The sequence below is a fragment of the Aggregatibacter segnis ATCC 33393 genome, from assembly GCF_000185305.1.
GTDB lineage: Bacteria > Pseudomonadota > Gammaproteobacteria > Enterobacterales > Pasteurellaceae > Aggregatibacter > Aggregatibacter segnis.
Window position 1 is genome coordinate 1,935,032 of the sequence record NZ_GL622200.1, and the last position, 25,165, is coordinate 1,960,196.

The 25,165-nt window shown below is 41.1% G+C and carries 31 protein-coding genes, 1 tRNA gene and 2 pseudogenes; 13 read left to right on the forward strand and 21 right to left on the reverse strand.

Annotated elements, in window-relative coordinates; translation table 11 throughout:
• Positions 1 to 22: 22 nt before the first annotated feature.
• The 5 genes and pseudogenes from HMPREF9064_RS10085 to HMPREF9064_RS00370 form a co-directional block, all read right to left on the reverse strand.
• Positions 23 to 97 (reverse strand): annotated as a pseudogene (locus HMPREF9064_RS10085) (YbaK/prolyl-tRNA synthetase associated domain-containing protein); the annotation flags it as partial.
• 73 nt (positions 98 to 170) lie between these two features.
• A complete protein-coding gene (locus HMPREF9064_RS00385) occupies positions 171 to 938 on the reverse strand; it encodes a type 2 periplasmic-binding domain-containing protein (RefSeq protein WP_006719839.1) in 768 nt (255 codons plus the stop codon).
• A gap of 20 nt (positions 939 to 958) precedes the next feature.
• Positions 959 to 1,393, reverse strand: coding sequence for a DUF4189 domain-containing protein (locus HMPREF9064_RS00380; protein WP_006719841.1), 435 nt, complete (start codon positions 1,391 to 1,393; stop codon positions 959 to 961).
• 53 nt (positions 1,394 to 1,446) lie between these two features.
• A complete protein-coding gene (locus HMPREF9064_RS00375; RefSeq protein WP_006719843.1) occupies positions 1,447 to 1,986 on the reverse strand; it encodes a DUF4189 domain-containing protein in 540 nt (179 codons plus the stop codon).
• 88 nt (positions 1,987 to 2,074) lie between these two features.
• Positions 2,075 to 2,515, reverse strand: a complete 441-nt coding sequence (locus tag HMPREF9064_RS00370; RefSeq protein WP_006719845.1) for a DUF6636 domain-containing protein — start codon at positions 2,513 to 2,515, stop codon at positions 2,075 to 2,077.
• A gap of 497 nt (positions 2,516 to 3,012) precedes the next feature.
• On the opposite strand from HMPREF9064_RS00370, the gene HMPREF9064_RS00360 reads away from it, so the two are divergent.
• Positions 3,013 to 3,411: a pyrimidine dimer DNA glycosylase/endonuclease V gene (locus HMPREF9064_RS00360; RefSeq protein ID WP_006719848.1), complete on the forward strand. Its 399-nt coding sequence runs from the start codon at positions 3,013 to 3,015 to the stop codon at positions 3,409 to 3,411.
• Positions 3,412 to 3,465: 54 nt separating this feature from the next.
• Here HMPREF9064_RS00360 and HMPREF9064_RS00355 read toward each other — a convergent pair whose 3' ends face one another.
• From HMPREF9064_RS00355 to rpe, 8 genes are all read right to left on the reverse strand, one after another.
• The gene (locus tag HMPREF9064_RS00355; protein ID WP_006719851.1) at positions 3,466 to 4,323 is read right to left on the reverse strand and encodes a cysteine ABC transporter substrate-binding protein; all 858 of its coding nucleotides are present in this window, start codon (positions 4,321 to 4,323) and stop codon (positions 3,466 to 3,468) included.
• Positions 4,307 to 5,071: an amino acid ABC transporter ATP-binding protein gene (locus HMPREF9064_RS00350; RefSeq protein WP_006719853.1), complete on the reverse strand. Its 765-nt coding sequence runs from the start codon at positions 5,069 to 5,071 to the stop codon at positions 4,307 to 4,309. Before HMPREF9064_RS00350 ends, HMPREF9064_RS00355 begins: the two co-directional genes overlap by 17 nt.
• Before the next feature lie 18 nt (positions 5,072 to 5,089).
• On the reverse strand, positions 5,090 to 5,758 hold the full coding sequence (locus HMPREF9064_RS00345) for an amino acid ABC transporter permease (protein WP_006719854.1): 669 nt from the start codon (positions 5,756 to 5,758) through the stop codon (positions 5,090 to 5,092).
• Positions 5,748 to 6,407 (reverse strand): amino acid ABC transporter permease, encoded by a 660-nt coding sequence (locus HMPREF9064_RS00340; protein WP_006719856.1) that lies wholly within the window; start codon positions 6,405 to 6,407, stop codon positions 5,748 to 5,750. The genes HMPREF9064_RS00345 and HMPREF9064_RS00340 overlap by 11 nt, the downstream gene beginning before the upstream one ends.
• 173 nt (positions 6,408 to 6,580) lie before the next feature.
• Positions 6,581 to 6,766 carry a hypothetical protein gene (locus HMPREF9064_RS09945; protein ID WP_006719858.1) on the reverse strand — a complete coding sequence of 62 codons (186 nt, stop codon included), beginning with the start codon at positions 6,764 to 6,766 and terminating at the stop codon, positions 6,581 to 6,583.
• Between the two features lie 235 nt (positions 6,767 to 7,001).
• Complete coding sequence (gene trpS / locus HMPREF9064_RS00335; RefSeq protein WP_006719860.1) at positions 7,002 to 8,006, reverse strand: tryptophan--tRNA ligase; 1,005 nt, start codon at positions 8,004 to 8,006, stop codon at positions 7,002 to 7,004.
• 121 nt (positions 8,007 to 8,127) lie between these two features.
• Positions 8,128 to 8,802: a phosphoglycolate phosphatase gene (locus HMPREF9064_RS00330; protein ID WP_006719862.1), complete on the reverse strand. Its 675-nt coding sequence runs from the start codon at positions 8,800 to 8,802 to the stop codon at positions 8,128 to 8,130.
• A 2-nt stretch (positions 8,803 to 8,804) separates the two neighbouring features.
• Positions 8,805 to 9,479, reverse strand: coding sequence for a ribulose-phosphate 3-epimerase (rpe, locus tag HMPREF9064_RS00325; RefSeq protein WP_006719863.1), 675 nt, complete (start codon positions 9,477 to 9,479; stop codon positions 8,805 to 8,807).
• 154 nt (positions 9,480 to 9,633) lie between these two features.
• Between rpe and ftsB the strand changes: the two genes are divergently transcribed.
• The 11 genes and pseudogenes from ftsB to HMPREF9064_RS0109595 all read left to right on the forward strand — a co-directional run bounded on the left by ftsB (position 9,634) and on the right by HMPREF9064_RS0109595 (position 15,634).
• On the forward strand, positions 9,634 to 9,912 hold the full coding sequence (gene ftsB / locus HMPREF9064_RS0109590) for a cell division protein FtsB (RefSeq protein ID WP_032998222.1): 279 nt from the start codon (positions 9,634 to 9,636) through the stop codon (positions 9,910 to 9,912).
• Positions 9,912 to 10,607, forward strand: a complete 696-nt coding sequence (gene ispD, locus HMPREF9064_RS00320) for a 2-C-methyl-D-erythritol 4-phosphate cytidylyltransferase (RefSeq protein WP_006719867.1) — start codon at positions 9,912 to 9,914, stop codon at positions 10,605 to 10,607. Before ftsB ends, ispD begins: the two co-directional genes overlap by 1 nt.
• Positions 10,604 to 11,083 carry a 2-C-methyl-D-erythritol 2,4-cyclodiphosphate synthase gene (ispF, locus tag HMPREF9064_RS00315; RefSeq protein ID WP_005702371.1) on the forward strand — a complete coding sequence of 160 codons (480 nt, stop codon included), beginning with the start codon at positions 10,604 to 10,606 and terminating at the stop codon, positions 11,081 to 11,083. Before ispD ends, ispF begins: the two co-directional genes overlap by 4 nt.
• Complete coding sequence (gene truD, locus HMPREF9064_RS00310; protein WP_006719872.1) at positions 11,080 to 12,090, forward strand: tRNA pseudouridine(13) synthase TruD; 1,011 nt, start codon at positions 11,080 to 11,082, stop codon at positions 12,088 to 12,090. Before ispF ends, truD begins: the two co-directional genes overlap by 4 nt.
• A 14-nt stretch (positions 12,091 to 12,104) precedes the next feature.
• Positions 12,105 to 12,845 carry a 5'/3'-nucleotidase SurE gene (gene surE, locus HMPREF9064_RS00305; protein ID WP_006719874.1) on the forward strand — a complete coding sequence of 247 codons (741 nt, stop codon included), beginning with the start codon at positions 12,105 to 12,107 and terminating at the stop codon, positions 12,843 to 12,845.
• A 27-nt stretch (positions 12,846 to 12,872) separates the two neighbouring features.
• Positions 12,873 to 13,448 (forward strand): YqaA family protein, encoded by a 576-nt coding sequence (locus HMPREF9064_RS00300; protein WP_006719876.1) that lies wholly within the window; start codon positions 12,873 to 12,875, stop codon positions 13,446 to 13,448.
• 13 nt (positions 13,449 to 13,461) lie between these two features.
• Positions 13,462 to 13,650 (forward strand): lipoprotein, encoded by a 189-nt coding sequence (locus tag HMPREF9064_RS00295; RefSeq protein ID WP_006719878.1) that lies wholly within the window; start codon positions 13,462 to 13,464, stop codon positions 13,648 to 13,650.
• Positions 13,651 to 13,661: 11 nt separating this feature from the next.
• Positions 13,662 to 14,846, forward strand: a complete 1,185-nt coding sequence (gene nlpD / locus HMPREF9064_RS00290; protein WP_006719880.1) for a murein hydrolase activator NlpD — start codon at positions 13,662 to 13,664, stop codon at positions 14,844 to 14,846.
• Positions 14,847 to 14,991: 145 nt separating this feature from the next.
• A tRNA-Sec gene (locus tag HMPREF9064_RS09950) sits at positions 14,992 to 15,086 on the forward strand.
• 147 nt (positions 15,087 to 15,233) lie between these two features.
• Positions 15,234 to 15,320, forward strand: a pseudogene (locus tag HMPREF9064_RS10120) (hypothetical protein); the annotation flags it as partial.
• A 35-nt stretch (positions 15,321 to 15,355) separates the two neighbouring features.
• The gene (locus tag HMPREF9064_RS0109595) at positions 15,356 to 15,634 is read left to right on the forward strand and encodes a hypothetical protein (RefSeq protein ID WP_155811792.1); all 279 of its coding nucleotides are present in this window, start codon (positions 15,356 to 15,358) and stop codon (positions 15,632 to 15,634) included.
• Positions 15,635 to 15,863: 229 nt separating this feature from the next.
• Here HMPREF9064_RS0109595 and HMPREF9064_RS00285 read toward each other — a convergent pair whose 3' ends face one another.
• Entirely contained in the window at positions 15,864 to 16,073 is a 210-nt protein-coding gene (locus tag HMPREF9064_RS00285) for a YnbE family lipoprotein (RefSeq protein ID WP_006719884.1), read from the reverse strand.
• Positions 16,070 to 18,796, reverse strand: a complete 2,727-nt coding sequence (locus HMPREF9064_RS00280) for a YdbH family protein (protein WP_032998044.1) — start codon at positions 18,794 to 18,796, stop codon at positions 16,070 to 16,072. The genes HMPREF9064_RS00285 and HMPREF9064_RS00280 overlap by 4 nt, the downstream gene beginning before the upstream one ends.
• 251 nt (positions 18,797 to 19,047) lie before the next feature.
• Between HMPREF9064_RS00280 and deoC the strand changes: the two genes are divergently transcribed.
• Positions 19,048 to 19,719, forward strand: a complete 672-nt coding sequence (gene deoC / locus HMPREF9064_RS00275; protein ID WP_006719887.1) for a deoxyribose-phosphate aldolase — start codon at positions 19,048 to 19,050, stop codon at positions 19,717 to 19,719.
• Positions 19,720 to 19,805: 86 nt separating this feature from the next.
• On the opposite strand, the gene HMPREF9064_RS00270 is transcribed toward deoC, so the two are convergent.
• The 6 genes from HMPREF9064_RS00270 to atpF are packed head-to-tail and all read right to left on the reverse strand — an operon-like array spanning position 19,806 to position 25,137.
• On the reverse strand, positions 19,806 to 20,234 hold the full coding sequence (locus tag HMPREF9064_RS00270; protein WP_006719889.1) for a F0F1 ATP synthase subunit epsilon: 429 nt from the start codon (positions 20,232 to 20,234) through the stop codon (positions 19,806 to 19,808).
• Positions 20,235 to 20,275: 41 nt separating this feature from the next.
• A complete protein-coding gene (atpD, locus tag HMPREF9064_RS00265) occupies positions 20,276 to 21,649 on the reverse strand; it encodes a F0F1 ATP synthase subunit beta (protein ID WP_006719891.1) in 1,374 nt (457 codons plus the stop codon).
• Between the two features lie 16 nt (positions 21,650 to 21,665).
• Complete coding sequence (gene atpG / locus HMPREF9064_RS00260; protein WP_006719893.1) at positions 21,666 to 22,535, reverse strand: F0F1 ATP synthase subunit gamma; 870 nt, start codon at positions 22,533 to 22,535, stop codon at positions 21,666 to 21,668.
• A gap of 15 nt (positions 22,536 to 22,550) precedes the next feature.
• A complete protein-coding gene (gene atpA / locus HMPREF9064_RS00255; protein WP_006719895.1) occupies positions 22,551 to 24,092 on the reverse strand; it encodes a F0F1 ATP synthase subunit alpha in 1,542 nt (513 codons plus the stop codon).
• Positions 24,093 to 24,104: 12 nt separating this feature from the next.
• Positions 24,105 to 24,653, reverse strand: coding sequence for a F0F1 ATP synthase subunit delta (atpH, locus tag HMPREF9064_RS00250; RefSeq protein ID WP_032998046.1), 549 nt, complete (start codon positions 24,651 to 24,653; stop codon positions 24,105 to 24,107).
• Between the two features lie 13 nt (positions 24,654 to 24,666).
• Complete coding sequence (gene atpF / locus HMPREF9064_RS00245) at positions 24,667 to 25,137, reverse strand: F0F1 ATP synthase subunit B (RefSeq protein ID WP_006719898.1); 471 nt, start codon at positions 25,135 to 25,137, stop codon at positions 24,667 to 24,669.
• Positions 25,138 to 25,165 lie beyond the last annotated feature (28 nt).

The window sequence follows — 25,165 nt, forward strand, 5'->3', positions numbered from 1 at the left end:
GCTTGCGCCATCGTGGGGGGGGGTGTTCAACTACGCGATAGCGAGCTTGATGTTTATCTAAAAGTGCGGTCAATTTTTCAAATGTTTTTACAGACATGGCTGTTTCCTTAAAGGGGGGATCCTTTAATAAGAATTCGAGCCCCCTTTTTTATGTGAGTACAGGAATAGATCTATTTTTTAGTCTTTTTCTCTTTTACAAAGTGTTTGCCATCAAAACGATAATAAATGCGTTCTGAGGTCATTTTTCCGTTACCACATGTATCTTCAAATTGATGTACTAACGGGAAGCTAAAGCGGTTATTTTTCAAGTCGTAATCAAAATAGGCATTCGATTCTGGTAAATCATTATTCGTATATGAGATATACGATACACCAATATTAGAAGTTGGTTCTTTACCTTGAATCAGATTGGCTTCTTCTAAACCTTTTTCCGTAATTTGATAAAATTTCGCTGCGATTGCATGATGACATTGACTGTAGATGTCAGCAGTTTCTACAAAATAGTAAGGTTTTCCATTCAATTTAGGGGCTGTTAGGCTGGTTATATCAGAATCAGAGTCTAACTCATTAAATTCCGTTTTCCAAGTGCCGTTAGGTAACTGATAACGCCAAATGCTGCCATATTCGTGCATTGTCCCGCCAGATTGCCAATCCCAAGTCAGAATCTGAAGCTTATTGTCTTTTGACGTGAGCACACCAACCCCCGCTTTAGGTGCTTTTTCCCAAGCGCAGAATTTGCCTTCTAAATTTTCAATTTTGGCTAGTGCGTCTTTAAAACGTTTTTCTGAAGACTGGTATTTTTCTTCATTGTTTTCGTTATAGTTGCCGTAGGTTTTCATCTCTGAATAACTTGCGGCTAATTCGGTATCAATGATTTCACATTGGTTAGCATAAGCAGCAGAAGAAAAGAGACACAGGCAAAGTAAGATTTTTTTCATAGAGCGTTCCTTTTTTAAGATTATCTTTCGCAAGCAGAGAAGGTGATTGTGCAATTCGCTGAATTCGTTTTACAGGCTGCCAAGGCTTCTTGTTCAACTTCTTCTCGCTTCATTCCGAAATTGCCAACTGCGGCATATTTTTCAGGGGAGTCTCCCGTTGCAAGAGCAACACAAGCATGATTAGCTTCTGTCACAATTTGACAATATTGTTTATTTGTATCCGTTGAAGCAAGCTCACAATCCTTTAGTGCTTTATTTTGAGCAGGCTTTATCATATTTCCCTCGCCATAACCAAAAGCACCATTTTTTGGATTATAAGCAATTACACTCCACCAATTAGGAAATTCTAGAATTGGCGGTCGTGGTGGATACGAGATTTGATCTTCGATTGAAGGTGTTGTTGCAAAAGCTGAAACGGATAAAGCACATAAAGCCAATGTAAGTAATTTTTTCATAATAATCCTTTTGTTAGGGCGTATCTGATACGCTCCATATTGATTTTAAGCGTTTATTGATACATAAAGTATGGATAATTCGCATCTAATTGACGGATTTCAATTTGGCAGTTTTTAGCTTTGCTTGCTTGGCAATTTAATAATGCTTCCTTTTCAACTACGCCGCAAATCCCAGAATTTGAAAAGAAGTAAGCCCAATTCCCTTTTTTATCTTTTGAAGATGCCATAGCAAGACAGCCATTTAATTGTGTTGCCGCTCCTTCGCATTCTCCTCGTTCTGCTTTTTCACAGTGCAATCTTGCATCCATGATAGCCGTAGATTCGCCTAAAAAGCCGCTTGACCATCCCCAATCTCCAGTGGCTTTATTGATGGCAATGGCAGCATAGTAGTCAGAACGTGGTGGTTCTGCTGGCACATTCGAATAACCACTAGAATATCCACTTTGAGGTGGAGCTGAATTATATAGGATCATTTTTCCGTCAGGACCAATAATTCGACACGTTCCAGTTGCTGGATCAAATTGCCCGCCACAGCTATTGGCATAGGGGGATCCAATAAGTATCATCAATGGGATTAACCAATATTTTTTCATTTTTATTCCTTGTAAAAAGTGAGAAAAATTTGACCGCTCTTGTGGTAAGGCAATTAACGTATTGTGTATTTTTCAAATACGCTACAAACTAAAATAATTTTTGTTTTGCTTGGCTAATTTTAAAACCGTGTTTTTCTTGGTTTGAGCAAGTAACTGAATCACCAGACGCAGTACATTGCCAACCTTTGCCTTTAATTGTTTCGCCGTCTTTTAAGATCTGAGAGTCTGGTACAGCGGGGGTATCACTGGCACAAACAAGTGAGGCTTTTCCTGTAGCGCCAACAGAAAATAGCTCGCCCCATTCTAATTCACAATCTTTCGGACGCGGCAAAATCGGTTTTCCTTTGATTTTAGTAACACATTCAACTTTGGGGTTTAGGTCAGGAATATCGCCAGAGCAATAAATAGTATCATTAGCAGTGCGGAAACTGATAAAAGAGTCTGAGTTTGATGCTGTTTCTATTTGCGGGGTTAAGGCAAAGCTAGAAGCAGAGAAAGTACATAAAGCGAATAAAAATAACTTTTTCATGATGAATCCTTATTGAATGGAGAGATTGGTAAAATTCCTACAAAATTTAACCGCTTGCAAACCCTTTTGAATTGCTAAGTTATGAGTTTACTTGTTTTATTTCTTACAATAAAGGTAGGATAACAAACTTAACAATAATGGGCATAAAAAATAAATATAAACCGATGAGGTTTGGAACACGCCATCATAATTGGTGCCTTGTAGCGCATTCAAATCAAATAAATATTTCCCGAATACTCCAACTTTCGCCATCCATAGCAACATCGCAAAGTATCTTCTTTATTCACTTTAAATTATGAATATTGCTCTTGTGGACCATAATAAGTTGTTAAGGTTAGGTCATACTGTTTATTTTGAATAGATCAATACTTTATTAAAATGCTCAGATAAATATCTTTTCTGAAATGCTTGAATATTTATTCTTTTAAAGAGATAAGTAAATCATAAACAAATACCTTTACGCCCCTTACTATGTTCCTTTTTATTTGGTATGACTTATGACTCGAATTAATCTTGTTCCACCTGAGGAGCTTTGTGATCAGCATCTTTTAGCTGAACATCGTGAATTAACCCGCATTCCTAATGCCGTGGCGAAAGGTAAATTTCATTTGAAAGGACAGCCTACGGAATATAAATTAGGTGAAGGGCATGTGCGTTTTTTCTTTAATAAATTGGCGTTTTTAAAGAAACGGTATGATGCATTGCATGCGGAATGTAAGGCGCGAGGCTTTAACGTACAATATATTTGGAATGAAATGTTACCTGATGATCCAAGTTTATGGTTGGACTATGAAGCCACAGAGGCGGCGTTACAGATTAATCGGGAACGTATTCAGGAAAGAATGCCATTAAAGGCGAGATTTACACCACATCTTCCAAAGAGTGGTCAAAAATAAAGGAGTTTTCACTTCCCCTGTGGGGAAATTACAGGGGAAGTGAATGGGGTTAAATTATTTATATTCAACTACGATATCACTTTCGTTTACGGTATCACCATAAACTGGCAATAAAGTTTTTTCGTAAGCTTGTTTTAAACGACCATCTTTGCCTAAGGTTTGGATTTCGTTATTTAACCAATTTAACAATTCAGGTGCATCTTTGCGAACAGCTGGTGCAATAACATCTTGATCACCAAAGTTTTTTACGCCCACAGTATAACCTGGATTTTGTTTTGCCCAAGCGAATAAGAAGGTATTGTCGTTAGATAAGGCATCACCACGGCCATCACGTAAGGCTTCAAAGGTTTCTGTATTTTGTTCGAATTTCAATAACTTCACATCTGGATAGTTTTTGGTAAAGAAAATATCAGCCGTGGTGCCTTTATCTACAATTAAAGTTTTGCCTTTTAATTGTTCAAGATCAGTAATGACTGAGCCATCTTTTGAAACAACACCGAGTGCCACTTTCATATATGGATTAGCAAAATCTACCACTTCTTTACGAGCTGGTGTCACAGTAAAGTTAGCTAAGATAATATCAACTTTCTTAGAAAGTAAGTATTCAGCACGGTTTGCGGCATCCACTAAAACAAACTCTACTTTGTTTTCGTCACCTAATAAGTCTTTACCGATCGCTTTACCAATTTCGACATCAAAGCCTTGGCTTTTACCTTGCGCATCCACATAACCAAATGGTGGTTTATCGCTAAATACACCAATGCGCACTTTGCCGTCTTTTTGTATTTGCTCAAGGCTTGAGATTGTTTTTGCTCCGTCTTTAGCGGGTTCTTTATCATTACACGCGGTTAAGCCAAATGCTAAGGTGGCAGTGGCTAAAAGTGCGGTCAATGTTTTAAATGTTTTCTTCATAGTTTGTCCCTCTCGGTTCATAATTTAAGATATTTAAGAATGTTTTCGCACGATCCGTGGTTGGATTCGTGAAGAAATCTTCCGGTTTTGCCTGTTCAATGATTTGCCCTTTATCCATAAACACAATGCGGTTAGCTACTTGACGGGCGAAGTTCATTTCATGGGTAACGATGAGCATCGTCATACCATCTTTAGCGAGACCTAAAATCACATCAAGTACTTCGCGTACCATTTCAGGGTCAAGGGCAGCAGTGACTTCATCGAACAGAATAATTTCAGGGTTCATGCAAAGTGAACGCACAATAGCAATTCGCTGTTTTTGCCCACCTGATAATTCACGCGGATAGGCATTTTTTCGGTCATATAGACCTACACGTTTAAGTAACTCATCGGCTTGTTTTTCAGCTTCTGCGCGATCGCGTTTTTGTACTTTTAAAGGGCCGAGTAAAATATTGTCAATTACTGATAAATGAGCGAAGAGTTCATAACTTTGGAATACCATCCCAATGCGTTGACGTGCTTTGACCCAAGGAATGTCTTTACCTAACTCTCCAGCATTTTGCAGCAAAATCTGACCGCTCTTTATTTCTTCTAATCCATTTAGGCAGCGTAAAAAAGTACTTTTACCACAACCCGATGGACCTAAAATAACGACAACTTTGCCTTTCTCTATAGAAAGATTGATGCCTTTGAGTGCTTCTACATCACCGTAATTTTTGACGAGGTTTTTAATTTCTAATAACGCCATGTGTTTTCCTAATAAAAATTAACTTTCCCAACGGGTTTCTAAATAACGGGAAAATAAGGATAGCGGGTAACAAATCACAAAATATAAACCGAAAATGACACCGTAAATCCAAAGCGCCGCCGATTGATTACTAAATAATGAATGCTCAATAATTTGTTGACCGACTTTAATTACTTCAACCACACCAATTAACATCGCCAAAGAGCTGGTTTTTACCATACGAGTAAAGAGGTTAATAGCACTTGGTGTCACACGCTTTAAACTTTGCGGAAGTAAAATATACACAAAGGTTTGAAACGGCGTTAAGCCTAAAGCGTAGGCTGATTCCACTTGATGTTTTTCAATGGAAGTTAATGCACCACGCACTAAATCCCCCATTTCTGCTGTTCCCCAGAAAATAAACACCAAAATACATACAGAAATGCCATCTAAGTGAATATCAAACCATTTTGCTAAACCGAAATAAGCGAGAAAAAGTAATACTAATAATGGAATGATGCGTACAAATTCTAAATAAAAGCTGCAAATGGCTTTGATAATTGGGTTTCTGTTCGTCATGATTACGCCAAAAATCACGCCTAAAATACAGGCGAAGAAGACAGAAATGAACGCAATTTCAGCCGTCACGCATAAACCGTTAAGCAAGCGTTCAATGTTGCTACCTTGGAATAATAACTCAAGCCCCATATTTTGCTCTCCGAGTCCGGCGTTCTAAATAACTGATAAACAGAGACATCGGTAATAGAATGATCAAATAAAACACCACTAATAAAAATAAGGCCTCATTGGTTTTGTAATCGAGCCCGATGACTTCTTTCGCTACAAACATCAGTTCGGCTACAGCAACGGCACTGATCACTGAGGTTTCTTTCATTAAGAACAAGCAATTTGCGCCGATTGCAGGTGTCGCAATCGCAAAGGCCTGTGGGAAAATCACATAGCGAAAAGCTTGAAAAGGGGTTAGACCAATACTTAAGGCTGATTCAATTTGCCCTTTTGATACCGCTTCCAGACCTCCACGAATAGCTTCTGCCATATAGCTTCCACCTAAAAATGCCAGGCCGATAATGCCGCAAGTAAACCCATCTAATTTCAGACCAATTTTAGAAAGCCCAAAATAGAGAAAAAATACTTGAATTAATAAAGGCGTATTGCGAGAAAGCTCGATATAGCCTTTTACTAGCCAAGTTAATGATTTGACTTTGTAGGTGGTAATCACCGCACAAATCACACCAATTACCAGCGACAATAAAATCCCCCAAAAGGCGAGATGAAGTGTCATCAGCATGGCATGAACAAAACGTGGTGTGGCACTTAAAATATAATCCCAATTCATTTTTCATGATTTAATCGTTTGCGTGGCAATATAGTAAAAAATTTTGAATCGGTGAGAAAAGAATGGAAAGTTATTACCTATAATGAAATGTAATAAGCAGAGGGTTTTAAATAAAATAAATGGTGGTTAGGAATGAAAAAACGGGGCTTTATTCAGCCCCGTCGTTGTTTATTTTAATCACGTTTCGCAATAAGTGCGGTTGGTTCTTCGTCTGTTTTTGGTTCATCTTGTATTTCAGCAGGTTTATCTTGAATAGACATGGCTGATTTTAAACTGTCTTGACGAATTTTTTTCCGCTGCTGCTTTGTCGCCAACACATAAGACGCCTCCGATGGCGCAAGCGTCCACGCTTGTGACAATTTTCCTAAGAATTAATCAATGAACAAACGCCTTACAAAATCCTCTTACGTTGGAAATATCGTCGTATCCGGTGATGGCGTAATTACATCCTAAAATTCTCTATTTTTTTATCACGATGAAAAAGTGCGGTCAAAATTTACAGTGGATTTTCACCGCACTTTTTGTTTGCCTTTAGCTTTTCCCTTGAAATAAAAAAGCGGCTTTAACGCCGCTTTTGTTTTTGTGTGGAATGACTTACTTCGCGCCAATAAACCCAATGGCGTCATACACTTTCGCTAACGTTTCTTGTGCACGTGCTTTGGCTTTTTCCGCACCGTCTTTAGCAATTTGGAGGAGTAATTCCTCGTTATTGCGGAAATGATGGTAGCGTTCTTGCAACGTAGTCAACATGGCAGAAACTTCGTCAGCAACAGCACCTTTCAAGTGACCATACATTTTGCCTTCAAATTCCAGCTCAAGTTCTGCAATGGTTTTGCCGCTCACGCCGGAGAGAATATCGAGCAGATTGGACACGCCCGCTTTATTTTTCACGTCATAACGAATCACCGGCGGCTCATCGGAGTCGGTTACCGCGCGTTTGATTTTCTTCGCAACCGCTTTCGGGTCTTCTAATAAGCCGATAACGTTGTTGCGGTTTTCGTCCGATTTAGACATTTTCTTTTCAGGCTCCAACAAGGACATCACGCGTGCGCCTGCTTTCGGGATAAACACTTCCGGCACGGCAAAGTGCGGTCCGTATAACGCATTAAAACGTTGCGCGATGTCGCGGGTGATTTCCAAATGTTGTTTTTGATCTTCGCCTACCGGCACTTGGTTGGCTTGGTAAAGCAAAATGTCTGCCGCCATTAAGACCGGATAAGTGAACAAGCCGACGTTGATATTTTCCGCATAACGGGCGGATTTATCTTTAAATTGGGTCATGCGACTCATTTCGCCGAAATACGTGTAACAATTTAATACCCAAGCCAACTGTGCGTGTTCCGGCACATGAGATTGAATGAAAATCGTGGATTTTGCCGGGTCGATGCCACAGGCTAAATATAACGCCAATACGTCCAAAGTGGCTTTGCGTAATGCTGCCGGGTCTTGACGCACGGTGATGGCATGTTGATCCACAATACAGAACAAGCATTCGTAGTCATCCTGCATTTTCACCCACTGACGCAACGCACCGAGGTAGTTACCGATAGTCAATTCACCTGATGGCTGTACGCCGCTGAACACAATAGGTTTGCTCATTTTTACATCCTTAATTTTTAAATCTTATTATTGATAGCGCAAGCATCCACGCTTGTGCTGTAGCCAAAATTAAATAAAGGCACAAACGTGGGCGTTTGCGCTATCCATTCAGAAGAATCAATCAAACAAGCGTCAATAACGCCGCGAAATCCTCAAACACCCAATCCGGATGGGATTCAGAGATTGGAATGTTGTAGTTGTAACCGTAAGTCAACCCCACCACCGGGCAGCCGGCATTATGGGCAGCAATAATATCATTGCGGGAATCGCCGACAAACAGCACTTGTTTCGGGTATAAGCCGAATTTACCGCATAAATAGAATAGCGGGCCCGGGTGCGGTTTGATGGCCGGTAAAGATTGTCCGCCCAACACTTCATCAAATAACTCTTCAATGCCGAAAGCCTTTAACACAGGGCGGGTATGTTGGGTCGGTTTGTTGGTAACCACAGCCAAACGGTAACCTTTGGCTTTAAGTTTCTGCAAGGTGTCTTTTACGTGAGGGAATAAACGGCTGCGATTGCAGATATTTTCGCCGTAAAAGATATTAAAACGCTCTTTTAATGTGGCAATTTGGCCTTCCGTCAAGGTTTTGCCCGATTGTGCCGTTGCCCATTCTAACGCGCGGGCAATTAAAATCTGCGCGCCGTTGCCAATCCAAGTGAGCACCAACGCTTCAGGCGCTTGTGGTAAATCGAATTCTGCTAATGCTGAGTTCACAGATAGCGCCAAATCAGGCAGACTGTCCACCAAGGTGCCATCTAAATCGAAACCGATTAATTTAAACTGTCCTGTCATGCTTATTTTCCTACTGCGGCTAACTGTTGACGCATTTCATCAATGACTTTTTTGTAGTCCGGCTGATCGAAAATCGCCGAACCGGCAACAAACATATCCGCACCGGCGCGGGCAATTTCTGCAATATTGCTCGCTTTCACGCCGCCATCGACTTCCAAACGAATATCTAATCCGCTCTCATCAATGCGTTTTCTCGCCTGTTTCAGTTTTTCTAAGGTTGCCGGAATGAAAGATTGTCCGCCAAAGCCCGGATTCACCGACATCAATAAAATAATATCCACTTTGTCCATCACATAATCTAAATAACTTAACGGCGTTGCCGGGTTAAATACTAAACCGGATTTACAACCGTTATCGCGGATAAGTTGCAAAGTGCGGTCGATATGTTCAGAGGATTCCGGGTGGAAGGTAATGTAGCTGGCACCGGCTTTAGCGAAATCCGGGATAATGCGATCCACCGGTTTCACCATCAAATGCACGTCAATCGGCGCAGTAATACCATAATCGCGTAAGGCTTTGCACACGGCAGGACCGAAAGTTAAGTTCGGGACATAATGGTTATCCATCACATCAAAATGAACGACATCACCACCGCACTTTAAGACATTTTCCACATCTTCACCCAAACGCGCTAAGTCAGCAGAAAGAATGGAAGGAGCAATTAAATAGGGTTTCATGGGCACCTCACAGGCTATTAAAAATTACCTTATCTTACTACGATACACCTCAATTTTTAAGAAATTATTCGGCGCCGGGCGGGCAATATCGCATTTTGGTACAATTCAAGGTAAACTAAGCGCAATTTTTTTCGATTCGATTTACCGGTTTTTTATGCGCTTATTTCTCTCTTTATTATTTGCGGTTTTAGTGCTGTTCCAATACGATTTTTGGTTCGGCAAAAACGGCTATTGGGATTATAAAAACACCACCAAAGAAATCGCCGTCCATCAACAGGAAAATGAAAAACTTTCCCAACGAAATCAAATCATTGCTGCAGAAATTAAAGACTTAAAAGAAGGGGTGGATGCCATTGAAGAGCGCGCCCGTTTACAGCATGAAATGGTGAAACCAAACGAAACTTTCTATCACATCGTCAAAGAACACAAATAATGACCTCAAATCGCAAGATTATCGCCGTTGTGCCGGCGGCCGGCATTGGCAGTCGGATGCAGGCGGACAAACCGAAACAATACCTTCCTATTCACGGACACCCCATTTTGCAGCACACCTTAAACGTGTTGCTTTCTTATCCACACATCAGCCAAATCGTGTTGGCAGTGGCTGCCGACGATCCTTACATTGCTCAACTTAACCTGACACAAAACCCGAAAATTACGTTAGTCGAAGGTGGAGAAACCCGTGCTGATTCGGTGTTAAACGGATTAAAAGCGATACAAAATGCCGGCACGGATGTTTGGGTAATGGTGCATGATGCGGCACGTCCTTGTTTAACCCACGGCGATTTGGATAAATTGCTTGAAATTAATGATGACAATGGCGCGATTTTGGCGATTCCGGCGACGGATACCATCAAGCGTGCCCTACCTTCACAACAAATTGCCCACACTGAAGATCGCAGCCAACTTTGGCTAGCGCAAACGCCACAATTTTTCCGCGCAGAGTTATTACGAAATGCGTTAATCCACGCCCAACGACAACAGCTTGCCGTGACTGATGAAGCCTCTGCCATGGAACTCGCGGGATTTCAACCGCACTTAGTGGCAGGACGTAGCGATAATATTAAAGTCACCCGCCCGGAAGATTTGGCGCTGGCAGAATTTTATTTAATGAGGAAGACAACATGATACGAATCGGCCATGGTTTTGACGTTCACGCTTTCGGCACCGACAACCCGCTCATTATCGGCGGCGTCACCATTCCCTTTGACAAAGGCTTTATCGCTCATTCCGACGGCGATGTGGCGCTCCATGCGCTAACCGATGCCTTACTCGGCGCAGTCGCCTTGGGTGACATCGGCAAATTATTTCCCGACACTGACATGCAATACAAAGGCGCAGACAGCCGCGTGTTATTGCGCGAGGCGTACCGTCAAGTACAGGAAAAAGGCTATGTCGTAGGCAACGTGGATGTCACCATCATCGCCCAAGCGCCAAAAATGCGTCCACACATTGATGCCATGCGCGCCCTGATCGCACAGGATTTGTCTGTCGACATCGAACAAGTCAACGTCAAAGCCACCACCTCAGAAAAGCTTGGCTTTACCGGTCGCGGTGAAGGCATTGCCTGCGAAGCAGTGGCATTGTTGGTACGCAAATCATGATGGATTTAGCCTATTTGCAAAAAACACCGCCAAAACAGACCGCACTTTTAAAAGCGGAATATGCGGATTTTGTGGTGAAAGAACAGCTCGGCTACGACATGAGTGGCGATGGTGAATTTGTTGCCGTGAAAGTGCGCAAAACCGATTGCAACACCTTGTTTGTAGGCGAGCAACTGGCAAAATTCGCCGGCATTTCTGCGCGCAACATGAGCTACGCCGGTTTGAAAGATCGCAAAGCCGTTACCGAGCAATGGTTCAGTCTGCAAATGCCCGGACAACCGACACCGGATTTCAATCAATTTTCTCTCGAAGGGGTAGAAATTCTCGACGTCACCCGCCACCAACGCAAAATTCGTATCGGCAGCTTACAAGGCAATCATTTTGAGATTTTGCTCCGCAACACTGAAGAAACCGACGAACTCAAAGTGCGGTTAGATTTTCTGGCAAAAAACGGCTTCCCAAATTATTTCACCGAACAACGTTTTGGCCGTGATGGCAATAACTTAGCGCAGGCGTTACGCTGGGCAAACGGCGAAATTAACGTCAAAGATCGCAATAAGCGTAGCTTCTATCTTTCTGCTGCGCGTAGCGAAATTTTTAATTTAATCGTGTCCAAACGGATGGAATTAGACTTGGCACAGCAGATTTTGGTCGGCGATGTTTTACAACTGAACGGTTCGCACAGCTGGTTTGTGGTGAACGAGTCGGAAGATTTGGCGCAGCTGCAACAGCGTTTGGCACAACAAGATGTTTTACTCACAGCGCCACTTATCGGCGAAGAAGAGAAAAGTGCGGTCGATTTTGAACATGAAATTTTCGCACAACATCAGGCGTTATTCGCGTTAATGCGCCAAGAACGTATGAAAGCGGCACGCCGCCCAATATTAATGCAGCCACAGCAATTCCAATGGCAATTTGAACCAAACGGCTTGCGCCTTCAATTTGACTTACCGGCGGGCAGTTATGCCACTGCGCTCATTCGCGAATTGGTCAATGTCGAAAATTAAAACACAGGAAGAATATGAATATTTTATTGAGTAACGACGACGGCATTCACGCGCCGGGCATTCGCGCCATGGCAGATGCCTTGCGCAAGATCGCCAACGTCACCATCGTCGCACCTGACAGCAACCGCAGTGCCGCCTCAAGTTCGTTAACCTTAGTGAAACCATTACAACCGTTACATTTAGAAAGTGGCGATTATTGCGTTAACGGTACGCCCGCCGATTGCGTGCACATTGCGCTCAACGGTTTTCTTTCCGGGCGCATCGATTTAGTGGTATCCGGCATTAACGCCGGCGCAAACTTGGGGGACGATGTATTGTATTCCGGTACCGTGGCCGCCGCCTTTGAAGGGCGCCACCTTGGCTTGCCGTCTATTGCGGTGTCTCTTGACGGCCGTCAACATTTTGAAACGGCAGCCCGTGTGGTATGTGAACTCGTCCCTAAATTACATTCTCAATTATTGGGCAAACACGAAATTCTTAATATTAATGTGCCGGATGTGCCTTATGAAGAGCTCAAAGGCATTAAAGTCTGCCATTTGGGTTACCGTTCTTCTTCCGCCGAAGTCATTAAACAAAAAAGCCCGCGTGGCGAAGATATTTATTGGATCGGGCTGAGCGGATTGCCGGAATATGAGGGCGAAGGTACAGATTTTCATGCGGTAAAAAACGGCTATGTCTCCATCACGCCAATTCAAGTGGACATGACGGCGCACCACTCAATGAAGGCTTTACAACATTGGTTAGAAAGTGAATAATTTCACCCTTCAAGATAAGGAAACGAAATGAATTTGTTTGGCACAATGTACGATAAAACCATGGCTTGGTCGAAACACCGTTTCGCCCCATTTTGGTTATCGTTTGTCAGTTTTATCGAAGCAATTTTCTTCCCCATTCCGCCGGATGTCATGCTTATCCCAATGTCCATGTCAAAACCGCAAAGTGCGGTCAAATTTGCCTTATTTACGGCGATTGCTTCCGTGTTGGGTGGCATCATCGGTTATGCATTGGGTTATTATGCGTTTGATTTTGTAGAACATTACATCAACCAATGGGGCTATCAAGCACATTGGCAAACCGCTATTCAATGGTTTGAAAAATGGGGTATTTTAGTGGTGTTTGTGGCAGGTTTCTCACCAATTCCTTACAAAGTTTTCACCATCTGTGCCGGCGTGATGCAAATGGCATTTTTACCCTTTGTCATCACCGCGTTTATTTCTCGTGCGGCAAGGTTCTTATTGGTCGCTAAATTAGCGGCTTGGGGTGGCGAAAAATTTGCAGCAAAACTGCGCAAATCCATTGAAGTCATCGGTTGGTCGGTGGTGATTTTAGCCGTTGTCGCTTATTTTATTTTACGTTAATCAAGGTTATAAAATGAAAAAATCAATTTTATTATTGTCTATGGTATTAACTCTCGCAGCCTGTTCTTCTGATGATGCTCGCAAAGACGAAAATTCACTTCCGCCGGGCATTATGCAACCGGTAGAAGGCACCGGTGCTATCGCAGGCGGTAGTTGGATGCCGGAAATTCAACAACAACGTATGCCAACAAATATGCAATAAGGAATACCTCTATGAAAAAATCCTTTTTACTTTTACCAATTACCCTTGCTGTTCTTACAGCTTGTAGCTCAGATTCTCCAGCCCCGGTAGAAAGTGCCGACGGCACATTATCACCGGGCATGATGCAGCCGGTTGACAACCCATCTATGGGCGGTAATGCCACTTGGGAACCACAAATTCAACAAAGTAGCGTACCCAACAGCATGAACACGCCAATGCCTCAAGCGCCGGCACAATCTGCGCCACAGCCGAATTTCCAACCAACTTATCAACCTCAACCGGTACAAAAACCACAAGCGGCGCCGGCAGTGCAAAATAAACCACAACAAACCTCGCAGGATTTCACGATTCCGCGCAATCCAACCACCAACGCACCGGATTACAGCCAAATTAACAAAGGCTTCTACAAAGGTAACACCTACACCGTGCGCAAAGGCGATACCATGTTCCTTATCGCGTATATTTCCGGTTTAGATGTAAAAGAATTAGCGGCTTTAAATAATATGAAGGAACCTTACAATTTAAGCGTAGGGCAAACCTTGAAAGTGTCTAACGGACGTACTCAAAGCGTGGCACAACCTGCTGTTGCGCCTCAACCACAAGCGCCAGTTCAACAACCGGTGAGCACTGAGCCAACCGTTACTTACACGCCGGGTGCAAATGGCACACAATATGGTTCTGATGGCACTATCACCGGCCCGGTAAAAGCCACCGCAGGCGGTTTACCGCCGGTAAATAGCGCACCGGTAAATCAACCAGTACAAGTTCAAAACCAACCTGTGGTAAGCCAACCAATCCCACAAGACAATGCACCGGTCGCCTCCACCATTGCTTGGCGCTGGCCAACAAGTGGTAATGTCGTTCAAGGTTTTTCTAGCTCCGATGGTGGCAATAAAGGGATTGATATTGGCGGCTCTCGTGGTCAAGCCGTTAACGCAGCAGCAGGTGGCCGTGTCGTTTACGCCGGCAATGCACTCCGCGGTTACGGAAATCTTATCATCATCAAACATAACGATGATTTCCTTAGTGCCTATGCCCACAACGACAGCATCTTAGTGAAAGATCAGCAAGAAGTGAAAGCCGGCCAACAAATCGCCAAAATGGGTAACACCGGCACCAACGATGTAAAACTTCACTTTGAAATTCGCTACAAAGGCAAATCTGTGGATCCAACACGTTATTTACCACGTCGTTAATTTCAACTTATAAAACTAAAAGTGCGGTCAGAAATTTAATCATTTTTCTGACCGCACTTTTTATTTAATCAATTCAGGCTATTATTTTGCGACTCAACTTGAATCGCCCCGACTTTTGCGCTAAAGTTCGCACCAATTTCGAAAAGGAAGATCGTCGTTTCCGGTGAAGCGGCAGGACTTCAAATCCTGTTGAGGCTGCCAGCAGTCTCGGGTAGGTTCAACTCCTACGATCTTCCGCCAATCCATGTAATCCCGCATAAATCCACATAAACAACCCACCAACCCAATATCTAAAAAGCTTTATTGTAAATCTACATAAGCTACTAGTAATCGTTTTTTAGTTACTATCATCCTCACACCAAGAAGAGGGATAAATTAGGCTTAGGAAGCTATCCTGAATTTTCCCTTGCTGATGTGCGCGCCAAGCGTGAAGAATATTGGCGCTTATTGGCATTAATGCCTTCAAGCCATTAGAGCATGTGGGGAAATTAGAGACCATCAGGAAAATATTGAACAACGTAAATCATGTTATGTGTTTCGCCTTGCACCGTGGATTAATTACCAGCAACAACTTAGCCGAAATTCAACGGGAATTTGATAAACTGCGCGTAAAAGGCATGAATACCATAGCGCCTGACGAGTTGGCGGAATTTTTAGCAAATTTTTATCAAGCAAGAGATGACGGTAGATTTTCTCTGTTGTCGTTTTATACCGTGATGTTGGAAGATAATTTTCACATTTCTAACCCTCCTCATCTTTTGGTTAAATTGCTTTTTTATAATTCCTGAAAACTTCTTTTTTATAGCGTTCAGAAACCTCCCGATTACCGCCATTTTTTATAGGCACTTTAGATTTTAGTTATATGGAATAAAAATCAAATTATGCAGTTCTAGCAATAACAGTAATTAACAATTCAGATGAACCTAGCCCAATAAACTAAAATAAAAAGCCTTTAAAACAAAAGTTTTAAAGTCTTTTTATTTCTTATAATATGGAGCGAACTTATGCGGAATTTCCTTATTTCACCGAAGACTTTACGCTAGTACCTGTTGCCGCTTGTGTTTTTTCATCCATTTTGACACTGATATTGTGATCTACTACCACATTCATGTTGATAGTGATACCTTCTTTAGGCGTATCCAGCTGAATCGTTGGGGTACAAGCTACAAGCACAAAACAAAGCAATAAGCAAAAAAAGTGCGGTGATTTTTTCAGGTGTTTTTTCATTTTTCTAACTGCCGATAAAGTCGATGTTGTAATTTTTGTTCAAATTGCGAGCCGTAGTCTATCATGTCCCACAACTCAAACATATTTTCTCTATGCATATAATTTAAAGTTATTGGATGATGGCTTTGCTTAGTAGGATTAAACCCATTGATAGTCGCACGTAATGTCATTTGCCCATTCGGCGCTAAATCAATGGAAGCCTGAGAACCGTTTAATTCCAATTCTTTAAGTAAATCCACCAAAATACCTTCTGTCCAACCACCTTTTTTTAAGCCATCCACAACACTCTCATTCACTTTAAGGTGTAATTTACCCACTTGCTCTAATGTACCATTACAAATCAAACACGTTTTATGTCCCAACCAAAAAGGAAATGTTGCATTTGCCCGTCCGTTTAAACTCAACTGATTATACTGCGCCATTTCTAGCACTTGTGCTAAGTCAATATTTTTAAAGGAAAGCAATGCCATTTGTCGCTGAGGAAAATTCAACTTATCTACTGTTAATTCTCCATCAAACAAACCTATTTTTACCTTACTTAAAGTTAACGGATGATGCTCTGAATAAGGATAAGTGCCGAATATATCAAACGTTCCATTATGTGTTGTCAGCGCCCCTATTCTCATATTTTTAACAGAAAAGTTAATCGGGTGGTTTGATTTAAGCTGTAATTTAAGGTTTTGATAATTCAAAGGAAAAGAAATATTAAGTCCCTCAATTTCACCATCCGGCATGGTGATTTTACCATGGTGTAAATTTAATATACCGGTCATGGCAATACCGCCACCATTAATAACAAAATCACTTTCGCCTTTAATGCTGCCTTGGTGGATAATCCATTCCCATTGTTGCGGAAACAAGGATTGGAAAACTTTCGCAGATTGTTCCTTCCAACTAATTTTTCCGCTAAGCACATTATTTTCATATGTTGCAAGCAAATCTAGCGGACCAAGTGAACCCGCTTTTAAATCCCCTGCAGCACTAAAGTGATCGATGCTTTTTCCATCAATCCCTAAACCAAAAACCGGTTTTTCAAACCGTCCACCATAGGCAAATTCAATCCAGTCGGTTTTTGCTTGCATCAATCCTCGAATGTGTTGTTTTTCGTAATTCCAACGTAAACGATCTTTCAGCTCTAAAGAAAGAGGTGCCATTTTGACGCCATCAATACTCACTTTTCCAGAATGCGCAAAAAGTTGGTTAAGCTCAATATGATCCCCCTCCCAAAAACCAATACCTTTCATATTTACCGGCGTCTTTAAAGATTTCCACAGCGCATCACCTTCAATTGTCCAATCCCAACGATTTGCTGCCTGCAATTCAGCTACACGAAGTTTTTGTCGTTCATCACGTAATTCAAAAATTGTTTTAATACCGGCAATAAACTCATGTGCCAGCCCATCTAATTTCAAATCCAATTGTTCAAATTGCGGTGTAAAGCCCTGTAATGTTGCTTGTAATCGACCTTCTAAACCATAACGTCCAACTAAAACATCATCTAAAGGCACTCTCACATGAATTTTTGAGTCAGGTTGTAAATTATCCATTTTAAAAATAGAGCCGGGATAAAAACGTAATAAAGGTAAATCAAGGTCACCACCAATGTGATATTTCAAGTTAGTTTGCGCCACAGTATTGTTATAACGTAAATCCCCTCGAGTCGTCAGATCAAAGAAAAACGCATTCTTCTTTTCACCGCCACCAATCTCACCATTTTTACCTGAAATAACAATTTCCCCTTTGCCTTGTTCACCAAAGGTTTGCAATATAACGTTTAAATCTAAGCCTAAAGGTAACCAACCTTCTTGTGGCTTACGAGCAGCCAAACCCAAGAAGCCTTTTATCGGCTGATACCCATCAAACGTCCAATAAAAAGTCCCCCAAGAAATATCCAATCCCTTCTCCGTAAAAGTAAAAGGAATATCAAGCAAGGGCGCGTTTCGGGTCAAATCTTGGGCTGTTATTTTCCCCTCATCCCCATTCCAAACAAATTGAAGATGTCCTTTTTCTACCGTCCATTGCGAATTCTGCCAATCCAGAATAATGTCTCCCTGTGAAGGTGGCTGCCATAATTCATCATTAAGTTGCAATGTGAAATTTAAATGATAGTTCTCTGTGGTAGAGGGTTGAAAATCCGTTTGTCCATGCCATTGAAAGGAGGAATATTGACGAACAAGAGTAGAATGATGTTCTAATATCAGTCCCTCATCCGTTCTCGCATTTGTATGAAGCTTCAGTTGTTCAGCATCATAATGCGCGGTTACTGACATATCAGAAGAAATCAATTGATGTAACATTGGCTGTTGTATTTCATCCAGCCCTTTAATGCGTAAATGTTCAATAACCAATTCACTATCAGGAATAATGTCAAAAAGTGCGGTCAATTTTGACGGTGTTTTTGACTCTTCACTCACTGGCAAATGCTCAAAACAAGCATAATCCACTACCGCATTTTCCACCTCAAGACGAGGCGGCCACCAATTCAAACGAACATTTTGTAACGTAGTAAGTGTGCATTCTGAGGTAGCCAACTGTAATTCAGAAAGTTGTAGTTCACTACTTTGCATCAACCATTGATCTGAAAGCTGTAAACGGTATTCAGGCAATAAAAAATGGTTAGCCATTTGTTCTACCTGTTTGGGCGTCAACCACCATGGCAGAGAGCACACCCCAACCACTAACACAAATAAAACAAACAAGGCATATCGCCACCATTTTTTCATTACAATCTCATATAACATTTTAATAGCCACGCAGGCAAAACCACTGTTCTCGACACATTCTAACGGAATATTGCAGTGAAAAACACGGTAAAAACCTACCGCACTTTCTCTCTCTCTTCTTAACATCCATAATAAAAAGCACAAAGATTATTCTCACTTACGGCAAAACCTTAGAAACGTTAAATGGATCACGTTCATTAAATTTATTTTAGTTATAATTATTTGATTATTTTTCTAAGGAGGAAATACAAATGGAATCAAAACAAATTGCACATTATATTGATCATACCGCACTAACCGCGGAAAAAACCGAAGCAGATATTTTGAAACTTTGTGATGAGGCTATTGCCCACCAATTCTTTTCTGTATGCATTAATTCTGGTTACATTCCTTTAGCAAAACAAAAATTAGCACATTCCAATGTAAAAATCTGTACCGTTGTAGGATTTCCGCTGGGTGCCAATTTAACTTCAGTAAAAGCGTTTGAAACAGAACAGGCCATTGCTGCCGGCGCAAATGAAATTGATATGGTAATTAACGTTGGCTGGATTAAATCGGGAAAATGGCAAGCGGTACAAGAAGATATTCAAGGTGTTCTTAATGCCTGTCATGGCGTACCACTAAAAGTAATTCTGGAAACTTGCTTGCTTACCAAAGAAGAAATTGTCCGTGCTTGTGAAATTTGTAAAGCATTGCAAGTGGCTTTTGTTAAAACCTCTACTGGCTTCAACAAAGGTGGAGCTACCGTAGAAGATGTTACACTAATGAAACAAACTGTAGGCAATATTGGTGTTAAAGCCTCCGGCGGTATTCGTGATACACAAACAGCATTAGCCATGATAAATGCCGGCGCAACTCGTATTGGGGCCAGTGCGGGTATTGCTATCGTAAACGGATTAAAAGATACAGACACTGGTTATTAAGTAAAAATAAAAAATCTGCATTCTAAATAACAAAGTAATTCGATTCTAGAATGCAGATTTAATACAGGTTTTAAAGTGCGGTGAAATTAGCGTTTAGATTTCACTAACTTCTCAGTAAGTTCGTAAGCACGAAGTTTTGCCAATTCTTTAGAAAGTTTAGACATTAACAATTCGTAATCAGCATCATGGTGATGTTGATGAATGTTTTCTTCCGCACGTTTCTTAGCAGCAAGAATACGCTCGCTATCAAGCTCTTGACCACGAATTGCGACATCCGCAAGAACAGTCACAATCGTTGGTTGAACTTCTAAAAAGCCGCCGGAAACATAGATAACTTCTTCGTTATCATTTTCTAAAGTAAATTTAACAATACCTGGCTTGATTGCTGTCAATAAAGGGGTATGCCCCGGTAAAACACCGAGCTCACCCTCAATACCTGTTGCTTGAACACTTTTCACGTTGCCGGAAAAGATTTTTTGTTCTGCACTTACGACTGTTAAATTAAATGTTGCCATGTTTTTCTCCTTCAAGTTTGATATGCATCAGCTTGAAGTGATTACATATTTTTGGCTTTTTCTAGCGCTTCGTCAATTGAACCAACCATGTAGAACGCTTGTTCCGGAACATGATCATATTCGCCGTTTAAAATACCTTTAAAGCCACGAATGGTTTCTTTTAACGGAACGTATTTACCTGGTGTGCCGTTAAATACTTCAGCAACGAAGAACGGTTGTGATAAGAAACGTTCGATCTTACGCGCACGCGCTACAACCAATTTATCTTCTTCAGATAATTCATCCATACCAAGAATTGCAATAATGTCTTTCAATTCTTTATAACGTTGTAAGATACCTTGTACGCCACGAGCAACATCATAATGCTCTTGACCAACAACTAATGGGTCTAATTGACGAGATGTAGAATCTAATGGGTCAACCGCAGGATAAATACCTAAAGACGCAATTTGACGGCTCAATACAACGGTTGAGTCCAAGTGCGCGAAGGTTGTTGCCGGAGATGGGTCAGTCAAGTCATCCGCAGGCACATAAACTGCTTGTACAGACGTGATAGAACCTGTTTTGGTTGAAGTAATACGTTCTTGTAACACACCCATTTCTTCAGCTAAGGTTGGTTGGTAACCTACTGCGGATGGCATACGACCTAATAACGCAGATACTTCCGTACCAGCAAGGGTATAACGATAGATATTATCCACGAAGAATAATACATCACGACCTTCATCACGGAATTTTTCCGCCATGGTTAAACCGGTTAACGCAACACGTAAACGGTTACCCGGTGGCTCATTCATTTGACCGTAAACCAAAGATACTTTATCCAATACGTTGGAATCTTTCATTTCGTGGTAGAAGTCGTTACCTTCACGGGTACGCTCACCTACACCTGCGAATACAGAATAACCGGAGTGTTCAATCGCAATATTACGAATTAATTCCATCATATTTACGGTTTTACCTACACCTGCACCACCGAATAAACCAACTTTACCCCCTTTTGCAAACGGGCAAATTAAGTCGATAACTTTAATACCGGTTTCTAATAATTCGGTACTGTTTGATTGTTCTTCGTAGCTTGGTGCAGAACGGTGAATAGACCAACGTTCTTCTTCGCCAATCGGACCTTGTTCATCAATTGGGTCACCCAACACATTCATAATTCGACCAAGGGTTTTTGTTCCTACCGGTACTTGAATCGGGTCATTTGTGTTTTCTACTTTCAAACCACGTTTTAAACCGTCAGAAGCACCTAATGCGATACAACGTACCACACCGCCACCTAATTGTTGTTGAACTTCAAGGGTCAAACCTGTTTCAACATTTAATGCATCATAAACTTTTGGTACTGCATCTTGTGGAAATTCGACGTCAATCACCGCACCGATGATTTGTACAATTTTACCTGTCGCCATTACCGTTCCTCTTCTATTAAATCGCAGCCGCACCGGCAACGATTTCATTTAATTCATTTGTGATACTTGCTTGACGAGCTTTGTTATACACCAACCGCAGGTCATTAATTAAATTGCCTGCGTTATCTGTTGCTGCTTTCATCGCTACCATTCGAGCCGCTTGTTCTGAAGCTAAATTATCTACAACCGCTTGATAAACTTGAGATTCTAAATAACGAACTAAAAGGCTGTCTAATAACACTTTTGGTTCAGGTTCGTAAATATAATCCCATGCCTGTTGTCTTTCGATTAAGTGATCGTTTTCCATTTCCGGTAAAGGAACTAATTGTTGTACAATCGGTTTTTGCGACATCGTATTAATGAATTTGTTGTATGCAATATAAATTGCATCAATTTCTCCATTACGATAAGCATCAAACATGGTATTTGCTACACCAATTAATTCTTCTAAAGAAGGGTTATCGCCCAAACCGGAAAGTTGGCTTTTTACCTTAAAACCAAGGGAACGGAAAAAACTAATCCCTTTAGAACCAATCAAGCCAAGCTCAGTCGTCGCATTTTGTGATTTCCAATCTTTAATTTGGTTAAGTGTGGTTTTAAACAAATTCACGTTTAAACCACCACACATTCCACGATCAGTAGAAATAACTAAAATACCAACTTTTTTTACATCCCGTTCAACTAAAAACGGGTGTTTATAACCGATACTTGCTTTAGACACATGGCTGATAACACTACGGATAGTTTCAGAATACGGACGAGATGCCGCCATACGGTCCTGCGTTTTACGCATTTTCGAGGTTGCAACCATTTCCATTGCCTTAGTAATTTTCTGCGTACTTTGTACGCTGGCAATTTTGGTTTTTATCTCTTTTGCACCTGCCATCTTATTTCTCCGTTACTACCAAGCACTATTAGCTTTGAAACTATCTAAAATACCTTTTAATGTATCTTTGATTTCATCATTATAGTTACCGGTTTTAGTAAGCTCTTGCATAAACTCGGCATAATTACGATTTGCATAATCTAGAAGTGCAGTTTCAAAACTTGCAATTTTAGATAACTCAACATCGTCTAAATAACCAAATTCAACCGCAAATAACACTACTGCTTGCTCAGCAACAGAAAGCGGAGAAAATTGTTTTTGTTTCAACAATTCGGTTACTTTTTCACCATGAGAAAGTTGTTTACGGGTTGCATCATCAAGATCTGAAGCAAACTGAGCAAATGCCGCTAATTCACGATATTGTGCAAGTGCAGTACGAATACCACCCGCAAGTTTCTTAATAACTTTAGTTTGTGCAGAACCACCTACACGAGAAACAGAAATACCCGGGTTCACCGCAGGACGAATACCTGAGTTAAACAAGTTAGATTCTAAGAAAATCTGACCATCGGTAATAGAAATCACGTTAGTAGGAACGAATGCAGAAACGTCACCCGCTTGAGTTTCAATAATTGGAAGAGCAGTTAAAGAACCGGTTTTTCCTTTTACTTCACCTTTGGTGAATTTTTCTACGTATTCTTCATTTACACGAGAAGCACGTTCAAGCAAACGTGAGTGTAAGTAGAATACGTCACCTGGATATGCCTCACGACCTGGTGGACGACGTAATAATAAGGAAATTTGACGATAAGCAACCGCTTGTTTAGAAAGATCATCATAAACGATTAATGCATCTTCACCACGATCACGGAAATATTCACCCATTGCACAGCCGGCATAAGGTGCTAAATATTGCAATGCTGCAGATTCAGATGCAGACGCAGCAACGACGATAGTGTTAGCTAGTGCGCCATGTTCTTCTAATTTACGTACTACGTTAGCAATAGTTGATGCTTTTTGACCAATCGCAACATAGATACATTTAATACCTGAGTTACGTTGGTTAATGATGGCATCAATCGCTAATGCTGTTTTACCGGTTTGACGGTCACCGATAATCAATTCACGTTGACCACGACCGATTGGTACCATGGAGTCAACCGCTTTATAACCGGTTTGTACAGGTTGATCAACGGATTTACGTTCAATTACACCTGGGGCGATAACTTCAACCGGAGAGAAACCGTCATTTTCAATTTCACCTTTACCATCAATTGGTTGACCAAGCGTGTTTACAACACGACCTAATAAACCGCGACCAACCGGTACTTCAAGAATACGGCCAGTACATTGAACTTCCATTCCTTCAGCAAGATCTGCATAAGGTCCCATTACCACAGCACCAACAGAATCTCTTTCTAAGTTTAATGCCATCGCGTAACGATTACCCGGAAGTGCAATCATCTCCCCTTGCATTACTTCGCTTAACCCATGAATACGAATAATACCATCGCTTACAGAAACGATTGTACCCGTATTACGCGCTTCACTTTCTACATTAAACTGAGCAATGCGTTTTTTTATTAATTCACTAATTTCAGTTGAATTTAGTTGCATTTTCTAATCCTCTTATAATTGCAACTCATTTGCTAAACGGGCAAGTTGTCCACGACTACTTCCGTCAATCACAAAATCTTCTGTACGAATGATAACGCCAGCAATGAGCGAGCTATCAACGTTGCAATTTAACTTAACTTTTTGGGCTAATCTTTTTTCCATTGCGGCAGCAATTTTTTCTTGTTGCATGGCGCTTAATGGTTGAGCCGATGTTACTTTAACTTCCGCAATAGCCTTATACTCTTCAACATAATGTTGAAATTCTTTAAAAACTTGCGGAAGGACAGTTAAACGCTTATTTTCAGCCATTAACCGAACTAAGTTTTGCCCATATTGATCTAATTGTTCACCACAAATTGAGATCACCGTATCTGCTAGTTTTTGAGCTGAAAAAGAACTTGTTAAGTAACTTTGCATTGCTTCGTTTTTCACTAACTCAGCAAGAAAACCTAACATTTCATTCCATTTTTCAACCGCACTTTTATCAGATCTACTTTGTTCAACGGCAAAATCAAACGCTGCTTTAGCATAAGGGCGAGCTATGGTAGTTAATTCTGACATAAGCTCAACCTTCTTATAGTTCTGCAACTAATTTATCAATAATGTCATTGTTGGCTGCTTCATCCACAGTACGCCCAACAATTTTTTCAGCACCTGCAATAGCCAAAGACGCAACTTTAATACGTAATTCTTCTTGAACACGTTTGCGCTCAGCCTCAACTTCTGCATAGCCTTGTTCAATAATTTTAGCTTTAAGTTCTTCGGCTTCTGCCTTCACTTCGTCTAAAACTTCATTGCGACGTTTATTGGCTAAATCTAAAATTTCTTGGGCTTGAATTTTTGCTTGAGAAATTTCTTTTTCAACAAGCATTTTTGTATCTGCTTGTTCTTTTTTCGCCGCTTCAGCGGAAGCTAAAGCATTCGCAATTTGGCTTTGACGTTTTTCAATTGCATTAATAATTGGTGGCCAAACAAATTTCATGCAGAACCACACGAAAATTGCGAATGCAATAAGTTGACCAATCAATGTTGCATTTAAATTCACAACGTCCTCCTTAATCTGCTTGTTTTAC